Annotated in this window: 1 protein-coding gene; it reads left to right on the top strand. The window is 44.3% G+C overall.

The features are described 5' to 3' along the window. Positions 1–212 (top strand): DUF7507 domain-containing protein (locus ACY2RS_RS16105; protein ID WP_490099650.1); only part of this gene is annotated, 212 nt, incomplete at both ends.

Here is a 212-nt window from a genome sequence, read left to right as displayed (position 1 = left end):
GGACCTGTATCAGATATTTCAGATGAGAGTTTAACGACCGAAGACGATCCAACAGTAACGACGCTTTGTCAAGAAGCTGACATTGCGATTGTAAAGACGGGCGTGATTAATGATACCAATGGAAACAATTGCGCGGATGCCGATGTTGATACTGTGACGTACACGTTCACTGTGACCAATGAGGGTAATGTAAGCATCGCAGATGTATCAGT

It is taken from the genome of Patiriisocius sp. 208BN25-11, assembly GCF_058147145.1.
The sequence above is the reverse complement of the archived record's forward strand: the minus strand, read 5'-3'. Positions and strand labels throughout refer to the sequence as shown.